The organism is Acidocella sp. (assembly GCF_052326845.1).
GTDB lineage: Bacteria > Pseudomonadota > Alphaproteobacteria > Acetobacterales > Acetobacteraceae > Acidocella.
Window position 1 is genome coordinate 1 of the sequence record NZ_JBKQJR010000086.1, and the last position, 9,266, is coordinate 9,266.

Annotated in this window: 9 protein-coding genes; 4 read left to right on the forward strand and 5 right to left on the reverse strand. The window is 66.8% G+C overall.

What is annotated here, in order from left to right:
• On the reverse strand, positions 1–446 hold a 446-nt coding region (locus tag ACLPJJ_RS05865), incomplete at its 3' end, for a GTP-binding protein (RefSeq protein WP_443590015.1).
• A 113-nt stretch (positions 447–559) separates the two neighbouring features.
• On the opposite strand from ACLPJJ_RS05865, the gene ACLPJJ_RS05870 reads away from it, so the two are divergent.
• On the forward strand, positions 560–2,056 hold the full coding sequence (locus ACLPJJ_RS05870; protein WP_443590016.1) for a helicase HerA domain-containing protein: 1,497 nt from the start codon (positions 560–562) through the stop codon (positions 2,054–2,056).
• A 31-nt stretch (positions 2,057–2,087) separates the two neighbouring features.
• Here ACLPJJ_RS05870 and ACLPJJ_RS05875 read toward each other — a convergent pair whose 3' ends face one another.
• Positions 2,088–2,378, reverse strand: coding sequence for an antibiotic biosynthesis monooxygenase family protein (locus tag ACLPJJ_RS05875; protein WP_443590017.1), 291 nt, complete (start codon positions 2,376–2,378; stop codon positions 2,088–2,090).
• 118 nt (positions 2,379–2,496) lie between these two features.
• Here ACLPJJ_RS05875 and aqpZ point away from each other — a divergent pair, with 118 nt between their 5' ends.
• Positions 2,497–3,189, forward strand: coding sequence for an aquaporin Z (aqpZ, locus tag ACLPJJ_RS05880; protein WP_443590018.1), 693 nt, complete (start codon positions 2,497–2,499; stop codon positions 3,187–3,189).
• A gap of 3 nt (positions 3,190–3,192) precedes the next feature.
• Here the strand turns inward: aqpZ and ACLPJJ_RS05885 are convergent, their stop codons facing one another.
• Entirely contained in the window at positions 3,193–4,038 is an 846-nt protein-coding gene (locus tag ACLPJJ_RS05885; RefSeq protein WP_443590019.1) for a fumarylacetoacetate hydrolase family protein, read from the reverse strand.
• 132 nt (positions 4,039–4,170) lie between these two features.
• Here ACLPJJ_RS05885 and ACLPJJ_RS05890 point away from each other — a divergent pair, with 132 nt between their 5' ends.
• A complete protein-coding gene (locus tag ACLPJJ_RS05890; protein ID WP_443590020.1) occupies positions 4,171–4,461 on the forward strand; it encodes a YciI family protein in 291 nt (96 codons plus the stop codon).
• 226 nt (positions 4,462–4,687) lie between these two features.
• On the opposite strand, the gene parA is transcribed toward ACLPJJ_RS05890, so the two are convergent.
• Entirely contained in the window at positions 4,688–5,317 is a 630-nt protein-coding gene (gene parA, locus ACLPJJ_RS05895; protein WP_443590021.1) for a ParA family partition ATPase, read from the reverse strand.
• Between the two features lie 62 nt (positions 5,318–5,379).
• Here parA and ACLPJJ_RS05900 point away from each other — a divergent pair, with 62 nt between their 5' ends.
• Positions 5,380–6,696 carry an NAD(P)H-hydrate dehydratase gene (locus tag ACLPJJ_RS05900; protein ID WP_443590022.1) on the forward strand — a complete coding sequence of 439 codons (1,317 nt, stop codon included), beginning with the start codon at positions 5,380–5,382 and terminating at the stop codon, positions 6,694–6,696.
• Here ACLPJJ_RS05900 and ACLPJJ_RS05905 read toward each other — a convergent pair.
• Complete coding sequence (locus ACLPJJ_RS05905) at positions 6,693–9,062, reverse strand: transketolase (protein WP_443590023.1); 2,370 nt, start codon at positions 9,060–9,062, stop codon at positions 6,693–6,695. The genes ACLPJJ_RS05900 and ACLPJJ_RS05905 overlap by 4 nt on opposite strands.
• Between the last annotated feature and the right edge of the window lie 204 nt (positions 9,063–9,266).

The window sequence follows — 9,266 nt, forward strand, 5'->3', positions numbered from 1 at the left end:
TCCATTTTGTTGATGAAGGTAATGATCGGAATATCGCGCAGCCGGCAGACCTCGAACAGCTTGCGGGTGCGCGGCTCTATGCCCTTGGCGGCGTCGATCACCATCACGGCAGAATCGACCGCGGTCAGCGTGCGGTAGGTGTCTTCGGAGAAATCCTCATGGCCCGGCGTATCGAGCAGGTTGAACACCGCGCCGCCGAACTCAAAGGTCATCACCGAGGAGGTGACCGAGATGCCGCGCTGGCGTTCGATCTTCATCCAGTCGGAGCGCGAGTTGCGGCGGTCCTGGCGAGCCTTGACCATGCCAGCCTCACGGATGGCGCCGCCGAAGAGAAGAAGCTTCTCGGTCAGCGTGGTTTTGCCGGCGTCCGGGTGCGAGATGATGGCGAAGGTGCGCCGGGGCGGCACGCCGGGTATGGTTTCGGAAATCGGGAGGGCCTGGTCCATCGCGGCGCGATAGCAGGATTTCAGCCCGGAACCAACCGGGGCATTAGGCGCTCGACGGGCGGCGGTCAGGTTGATAAGCAGCCCCTCCGCGCAAGGAGGCTTTGAGTCGAGACATGACGATTGCGATCGAGATGGGACAAACGACGGCAGGCGGCCCGGCGACGCTCGACCTTGAGGAGCTGCTGGCCACCCGCCTGCTGGTTCAGGGCAATTCGGGCTCCGGCAAATCCCATCTGCTGCGCCGGCTGCTGGAACAGAGCGCCCCCTGGGTGCAGCAGGCGATCATCGACCCGGAAGGCGACTTCGTGACCCTGGCCGAGCGCTTCGGCCATCTGGTGATCGATGCCGAGGCCCATACCGAGCAGGGCCTGCAGCTGGCAGGCGAGCGGGCGCGCATCCATCGCGTCTCCACCGTGCTCAATCTCGAGGGACTCGACGCCGAGAACCAGCTCCGCCGCGCCGCCGCCTTCCTGGGCGGGCTGTTCGAGGTTGCCCGAGACCATTGGTACCCGATGCTGGTGGTGGTGGATGAGGCGCAGCTCTTCGCCCCGGCCATCGCCGGCGAGGTCTCGGACGAAGCGCGCAAGCTGTCCCTCGGCGCCATGACGAACCTGATGTGCCGCGGCCGCAAGCGCGGGCTGGCCGGGGTGATCGCGACCCAGCGCCTGGCGAAGCTCGCCAAGAACGTCGCGGCCGAGGCGTCCAACTTCCTCATGGGCCGCACCTTCCTGGATATCGACATGGCGCGCGCCGCCGACCTTCTGGGCATGGAGCGGCGGCAGGCGGAAGCCTTCCGGGACCTGGAGCGCGGGCACTTCATGGCGCTGGGCCCGGCCCTCTCCCGCCGCCCCCTGGGCTTACGCATCGGCGCAACGGAGACCCAGCCGCGCAACTCCACGCCGCGGCTCATGCCGCTGCCGGGAGCAGCACCGGAGGATGTGCGCGCCGTTATCCTGGCAGCGCCGCCGCCCGAGGCCGCCCGGCCCCAACGCCGCCCGCCGCCGCCCCCGGCGCCCGACCTGCTCAGCCAACTCATGGCCGCGAAACCCGCCACGGTGGAGAACCGCGCCGAGGCGGTGGACGAGCCGAGTCCCGAGGAACTGGCGGCGCGGCGCGAGCGGCTGGACCGGATCTTGAGCGCCATCCTGGCGGACCCCGAGGCGGGGTTCCGCGCCATCGGCGTGCTCTACCAGGATTTCCTGGTCCGCTGCCGGATAGAGGGCCTGGGCTCCGGGGCGCCGGACCTCGCCGCCTTCCGCCGCATGCTGACGCGCGCGCGCGCAGGCATCAGCGCCGAGATGGCGGAGGATGAGGTCTGGCAGGATGTCTCGGCCCGCGCCGCCACCCTGCCAGAGGATATGCAGGGCATCTTCATGATGATCGCCCGCGCGGCAAAGGAGGGGCTGCCCTGCCCCGGTGACCCGGAGATTGCCCGCGCCTATGGCACCCGCTCATTGGGCCGCGCGCGGCGCCTGCTCACCTATATGGAGGAGCAGGGCCTGATCGTGTGCCAGATGGACGGCGCCGGAAGGCGGATCGTGACGCTGGTGGAACTCGCCTGGGCCACGGCACCGGGCGACCCCAATGCCGAGGAGGCCTCGGCCGGGTAAGGCGCCCCGCCTCGTAGAGGCCGTCCGCCTCTTACGCCACCTTTTCCCCATGCCAGACATTCGGGGGTGCCGCGAAGCAATGCCCCACATTGCTCCGCCATTCCTGAAACTCCGGTGCCGCGCGGAAGGTCACCACGTGATGCTCCACGCTCTCCCACTGCACATGCAGCACGAATTTCAGCGGATTCTCCACCGAGCGCACCAGGGAAACCCCATGGCAACCCTCGGAGCGCAGGAAGGCCGGCCTGCTCTTCTCCACCCCGGCAATGAAGTCCTGCTCCATCCCCGGCTTCACTTCGATTTCCGCAAATTCCGTGACCATTTCAGGACTCCTTAAATAATTTGATGCCAAACTGTAACATTTATATGTATAGCTGCCCGAGGTGGGAGATACACGAACCCCCTATCAAAACAAGCTCATCCAGTTTTGGGAGCCATGCATGTCCAAGAAACTCGCGGCTGAATTTTTCGGCACTTTCTGGCTTGTCTTCGGCGGCTGCGGCACCGCCGTGCTCGCGGCCGGCTTTCCCCAGCTCGGCGTCGGTTTCGTCGGGGTGGCCCTGGCCTTCGGCCTTACCGTCGTCACCATGGCCTATGCCGTGGGCGGCATCTCCGGCGGGCATTTCAACCCGGCGATTTCCTTTGGCGTCGCCATCGCCGGGCGCCTCAGCTGGGCGGAGCTTATCCCGTACTGGGTGTCCCAGGTCGTCGGCGGTACGGCCGGCGCCGCGGTGCTCTATGTCATCGCCTCCGGCGCGCCGGATTTCGTCGCGGGCAAGTTTGCCTCAAACGGCTATGGCGCGCTCTCGCCGGGCCATTACAGCATGCTCGCGGCACTCGTCGCCGAAACCACCCTCACGGCGGCGTTTCTGATCGTCGTCCTTGGTTCCACGTCAAAGACCGCGCCCTCCGGCTTCGCGCCGCTCGCCATCGGCCTTACGCTGACCGTAATCCATCTCATCTCGATCCCGGTGACGAACACCTCGGTCAATCCGGCCCGCTCCACCGCGGCAGCCCTGTTCGCGCAGACGGACGCGCTCGGCCAGCTCTGGCTGTTCTGGGTCGCGCCGCTGGCGGGTGCCGCCCTCGGCGCGCTGATCTGGAAATCGCTGATCGAAACAAAAGCCGCCTGACGACTATCCGCCGATGGTCACCGCGCGCTGCTCGCCCAGCCCTTGCACGCCCATGCGCACCTCCTGGCCCGGACGCAAGAAGACCGGCTCCGGCTTGATACCTATGCCCACTCCCGCCGGGGTGCCGGTGGCGATGATGTCGCCCGGATGCAGGGTGAAGAACTGGCTGACATAGGCCACCAGCGTCTTCACGCCGAAGATCATGTTGGCGGTGGTGCCGTCCTGGCGGCGCACGCCGTCGATCTCCGTCCATAGCGAGAGCGCCTGCGGGTCCGGCACCTCATCCTTGGTCACCAGATACGGGCCGACGGGGCCGAACGTGTCGCAGCCCTTGCCCTTGTCCCACTGGCCGCCGCGCTCCTTCTGGTATTCGCGCTCGCTCACATCGTTCACCACGCAATAGCCAGCCACGTAGTCCAGCGCGGTCTCCTCGCTCACCCGGCTCGCCTTGGTGCCAATCACCACGCCAAGCTCCACCTCCCAGTCGGTCTTGGTGCTGCCGGGGGGAATCACAATGTCGTCATAGGGGCCGGAAAAGGCCGAGAGGGATTTGAGGAACAGGATCGGCTCTTTCGGGAGTTTCGCCCCAGTCTCCGCGGCATGGTCGGCATAGTTCAGCCCCACGCAGACAAAGTTCAGCGGACGCGAAACCGCCGGCCCGATTCGCCGCGGCGTTTTCAGCAAAGGCAGCTTTTCCGGGTCCAGCTTTTGCAGCTGTTCCAGCCACTCCGGGCTCAGTTCATCGCCTGTCACATGCACCAGCGCGTCGTCCAGCGTGCGCACCTGGCCTTCCGCGTCCAGCACGCCCCATTTCTCCGCGCCTATGTCCCCGTATCGAAGCAGCTTCATCGTCCCGGCTCCCTTACCTGAAAAATTCTGCACGCAGCGCGCAGCACAAGGCTGGGTCGCGTACGCGTAACGTGTCAAAACGGCGCTTTCATATTACCGATACAACAGAGTCGATAGAAAGAGCCACGGAAGATGCCGCTATTCGCTATTTACGCCGCCGACAAACCCGACACTCTGGCCCTCCGGCTGGAGCGCTACGCCGAGCACCGCACCTATACCGAGGAGCAGGAAGATGCCGGGGTGCGGACCATCATGTCCGGTCCGCTGCAGACCGACGATGGCGAGGTCATGAACGGCTCGCTGCTGATCGTGGAGGCAAGGGACCGCGCCACGGTGGAGCGCTATATCGCGCATGACCCGTTCAAGCGTCATGGCATCTGGGGCGAAGTGAAGATCAGCCGTTTCCACCGGCGCAGAGGCTGACAACAAAAAAGGCCGGCCTATTTGGCCGGCCAGCATCTCATTGGATGCACATTTTTGTTTGTTCGCTCCCTAAACTTGGCGGCTGACATTTTTTTTGGCCTTGGTTTCCCGCGACCTGCTCAGTTATGCCACACTCAGATTGTGGCGGAAAAAAGAACCGTACGCAAGTGTCCAAATGATCTTTTCTGCACCTGAAACGGCCAATGGGAAGTTTTTTTCATAAAATTTATACCAGGAGCTCTTTCAACGCCGCCGCCGCGGCGCGCAGCTCCTCCGCCGCCTGGGTCGTGGGCCCGGCTTCGGTCACGCCCAGCCCATCGGCGAAGGCATTGGCGTAGCCGGCGCGATTCGCCAGCGCCACGGACAGCAGGGTCAGGCCGCGCGCCGCGATCTCCGCTTCCAGCCGCTTGCGCAGGCGCGAGGCGGCGGGGGCGCGGTTGAACACCAGGGCGGTCTTGCGCTTCTCCTCAGCCGCGAGCTTCAGCGTGCCCTCGGCGGCCCATAGGTCGGGCGGCGCCGGATTCATCGGGATCAGCACGATGTCCGCCGCGCGAATCGCCCGCCGCGCATCGCTGTCTATCACCGGCGGGGTGTCGATCAGCACGTAGTCATAAGCCGTCCTCAGCTTCTCCAGCTCATTGGCCAGCCGCCAGCCGGAGACGGTTTCCACCGGCACATGGTGCGCTGCCTTCGCCGCCGCGTCGCGCAGCTTGCCCCACACCGTCAGGCTGCCCTGCGGGTCGATATCCAGCAGCGCCACCCGCCCGTCCCCGGCCAGCGCCACGGCGAATTGCGCCGCCAGCATGGTCTTGCCCGCGCCGCCTTTTTGCTGTGCAACCGCAATCACTTTGCCCATTCGTAGAATCCCTCCTGCACCGCACAATTAACGGCAGATTCGTTTGAAAGGCGAATATTTTTATGAACGAACTGTTATGTCCGGCCGAAATGGCCCGCGCCGATGCGGCCGCCGGCAATGTGGAGGCGCTGATGGACGCCGCCGGGCGCGCCGTGGCCCGCGCGATTCTGCAACGCTATACGCCGTGCCGCGTGCTGGTGCTGGCTGGCCCCGGCAATAATGGCGGCGACGGCAAGGTGGCGGCGCGTTACCTGGCCCAGGCCGGCTGGCCGGTGCGGGTGGCCGATGCCTTCACCGCGACAATCGAAGAGGTACAGCGCGCGGAGCTGGTGATCGACGCGGTATTCGGCGCCGGGCTGTCGCGCAATGTCTCCGCCCAAATCGCCGATCTTCTGCGCGCGGCAAAGCGCATCGTCGCGGTGGATGTGCCCTCGGGCGTGGACGGCGCCACGGGCGAGGTGCGCGGCTACGCGCCGCAGGCGGAGCTCAGCATCACCTTCTTTCGCAAGAAGCCCGGGCATCTGCTCTACCCCGGCCGCGCCTTGTGCGGGGAGCTGCTGCTGCGAGACATCGGCATGCCGGAGACGGTGCTGAACGGCATTAACCCGCAAACCTGGGTGAACACCCCTGCCCTGTTCACCCTGCCAAGCCGCGCCGCCACCGGGCATAAATACAGCGCCGGGGACGTGACCGTGCTGTGCGGCCCGCTGGCCGGAGCCGCGCGCCTCGCCTGTGCCGCCGCGCGCCGCGCCGGAGCGGGCATGGTCACGCTGGCCGCCGAAGCCCCCATGGTGCTGCCCGAGGCCGGGCTGATCCTGCGGACCGACCCACTGGCCACGCTGTTAGAGGATGAACGCCGCCATACCTGGGTGGTGGGGCCGGGCCTGGGCGTGGCGCGCGCGGGGAAGGCTTTGGCCCAACTCATCGCCAAACAGAAGACAATCGTGGCCGACGCCGATGCCCTCACCGCCTGCGCCAACGCGCCGGAGAAACTGCGCGGCGCTACCGTCATCACCCCGCACACGGGCGAGTTCACCCGCGTCTTCGGCCCCATCGGCCCGAGCAAGCTGGAAGCCGCCCGCCGCGCCGCCGCCACGAGCGGCGCCGTCACTATATTGAAGGGCGCCGACACGGTGATCGCCGCGCCCGATGGCCGTGCCGCCATCAACAGCAACGCTCCGGCGTGGCTTGCCACTGGCGGCACGGGGGATGTGCTTGCCGGCCTCACTGCGGCACTTCTCGCGCAGGGCATGGCCGCGTTCGAGGCCGCCTGCGCCGCCGTCTGGCTGCATGGCGCGGCCGCACAGGCGCTCGGCCCCGGGCTGCTGGCCGAGGATCTGCCCGCCGCCCTGCCCAAGGCTATCGCAGCCCTGGGCTAGCCGTTTTCCGGAATCAGCGCCTCGGCGCAGGCGTCCAGGATCGCCGCACTGTCGATCTCGTATTCCCGGTACAGACTGTTCACGTCACCGGACTGGCCGAACCGGTCCGGCCCCAGCGCCACCACCCGCTGGCCGCGCACCGCGCCCAGCCAGGCGTGCGCCGCCGGGTGGCCGTCCAGCACGCTGATGATCGCCGCATCCCGCGCCAGCGGCTTGAGCAGATCCTCGACATGCGAGCCAGTCTTGTGCCCCTGGCGGCGGTTGCGCTGCGCCGCGCGCCACCCGGCATAGAGCCTGTCCGGGCTGGTGATGGCGAGCAGCCCCGCCTCGGGCATATCCTCCTGCAGCACGGCGAAGGCCTTCTCGGCCTCGCCCGCCACCGCGCCCTGATAGGCGACGGCGATCGTCGCCCCCGGCTGGGGCGGCACCACCCAATACCCGCCCGCAATGACATGCACCGGGTTCAGCTCCCGCTCCGGCTGCGGCAGCGCCAGATTCGAGAGGCGCAGCCACACGGCGCTGCCCTCGGGCTTCTGCATGTACTCGAAGGCGTGGCGCAGCACGATCGCCAGCTCGTCGCAATAGGCGGGCTCGAAGCTCGCCAACTTGTCCTGCACAATGGCGAGCAGCGGCGTGTTGGTCGCCTGGTGCTGCCCGCCCTCCGGCGCCAGCGTGATGCCCGACGGCGTGGAGACCAGCAGGAAGCGCGCATCCTGGTAGCAGGCGTAGAACAGCGCATCATGCCCGCGATTCACGAACGGATCGTACACCGTGCCCACGGGAAGCAGCCGCGCGCCGTACAGATCGTGCGAAAGCCCCGCCGCGCCCAGCAGCAGAAACAAATTCTGCTCGGCGATGCCCAGCTCGATATGCTGACCATCCGGGGTCGTGCCCCAGCGCTGCGCGCTCGCCATCTTGCCGTTGCGGAACACATCCTCGCGCGCATACCGCTCGAACACCCCGCGCCGGTTGATCCACGGGCCGAGATTGGTGGACACCGCCACATCCGGGCTGGTGGTGACGATATGCCTGGCGAGCGCCGCGCTCTCCCCCCGAGCGCGGCCGATCTCGGAGAGGATCTCGCCGAAGCCCGACTGCGTGCTCATCTTCCGGCCAATAACGCGCGGCTGCGGCAGCATCTGCGGCACCGGCACCACGGCGGCGGGCAGGCGGCGGCCATGCAAGGTGAGCGGCGTGGCATAGGGCACGGATTGCACGAAGCGCTCCACCGCGCGCGGGCCCTCCAGCCCCTCGAACGTCTCCCACTCATGGCCCGGACGGACATGTTGCGCGGCGCGGAAAGCATCCATCTGCTCCAACGTCATCATGCCGGCGTGGTTGTCCTTATGCCCGGCGAATGGCAGCCCGTTGCCCTTGATCGTGTAGGCGAGGAACAGCGTCGGCTGGTCGCTCTGCGCGGCGGTGGCGAAGGCATCGGTCAGCGCGCCGAGGTCATGCCCGCCGAGATTGGTCATCAGCGCCGCCAGCTCGTCATCTGTCAGCGGGTCGACGATCGCGCGCACGCCGCGGCTCCTGCGCATGTCGGTCACGATCGCCTCGCGCCATGCCGCCCCGCCCTGGAAGGTCAGCGCCGAGTAGGTGGAGTTCGGGCATTCATCCAGCCAGCCGCGCAGGCTGTACCCGCCGGGCCGGGCGAAGGCGGCCTCCAGCTTGCGGCCATATTTGAGCGTGGCCACTTTCCAGCCCATGTCGCGGAACAGCCCCTCGAACCGGCCGAACAGCCGGTCAGGCATCACGGAATCCAAGCTCTGGCGGTTATAGTCCATCACCCACCAGACATCGCGCACATCGTGCTTCCAGCCTTCGAGCAGCGCCTCGTAGATATTGCCCTCGTCCAGCTCCGCATCGCCCGCGATGGCGATGTTGCGGGCGCGCGGCGCGTCCGGCGCGGTCATGCCATGCGCCTGCACGTAATCCTGGATCAGCGCGGAGAAAGAGGTCAGCGCCACGCCAAGCCCGACGGAGCCGGTGGAGAAATCGATTTCCGGCCCGTCCTTGGCGCGGGAGGGGTACGCCTGCGCCCCGCCGAACTGGCGCAGCCCCTTCAGCTTCTCCAGGCTCTGCCGGCCGAACAAATAGTTGATGGCATGCAGCACCGGCCCGGCATGCGGCTTCACCGCCACCCGGTCCTGCGGGCGCAGCGCGTCGAAATACAGCGCCGTCAGGATCGTCGCCACCGAGGCGCAGGAAGCTTGGTGCCCACCGACCTTCAGCCCCTCGGGGTTGGGGCGGATGTGGTTGGCATGGTGGATCATCCACGAAGCGAGCCAGACCAGCTTGCGCTCGATCTGCGCCAGTGTTTCCAGTTTCCCCAAGCCTTGTCCGACCGGCCGCATTTCGTTCATGGGCAAATTCTAGACCAAAGCGCGGGTTTAGGAAATCGAGGCTTTTGGGTGGGGGATGGCGTGGCCGGGTGGATTCCCGTCAGCCTTCTGTGGATGACCCCCGCGTTGCAAGTTAAATTTGATGATCTGGCGCCTTTGTCGGGTGCAGTCTTCTGTTCGGCCTGTTGATGCAGTCGGTAGGGACTGCTGGCCTTGATGGAGTCC

Coding starts and splice junctions, on each gene's coding strand:
- ACLPJJ_RS05870 (WP_443590016.1), top strand. CDS start 560: ATGACGATTGCGATCGAGATGGGACAAACGACGGCAGGCGGCCCGGCG.
- ACLPJJ_RS05875 (WP_443590017.1), bottom strand. CDS start 2,378: ATGGTCACGGAATTTGCGGAAATCGAAGTGAAGCCGGGGATGGAGCAG.
- aqpZ (WP_443590018.1), top strand. CDS start 2,497: ATGTCCAAGAAACTCGCGGCTGAATTTTTCGGCACTTTCTGGCTTGTC.
- ACLPJJ_RS05885 (WP_443590019.1), bottom strand. CDS start 4,038: ATGAAGCTGCTTCGATACGGGGACATAGGCGCGGAGAAATGGGGCGTG.
- ACLPJJ_RS05890 (WP_443590020.1), top strand. CDS start 4,171: ATGCCGCTATTCGCTATTTACGCCGCCGACAAACCCGACACTCTGGCC.
- parA (WP_443590021.1), bottom strand. CDS start 5,317: ATGGGCAAAGTGATTGCGGTTGCACAGCAAAAAGGCGGCGCGGGCAAG.
- ACLPJJ_RS05900 (WP_443590022.1), top strand. CDS start 5,380: ATGAACGAACTGTTATGTCCGGCCGAAATGGCCCGCGCCGATGCGGCC.
- ACLPJJ_RS05905 (WP_443590023.1), bottom strand. CDS start 9,062: ATGAACGAAATGCGGCCGGTCGGACAAGGCTTGGGGAAACTGGAAACA.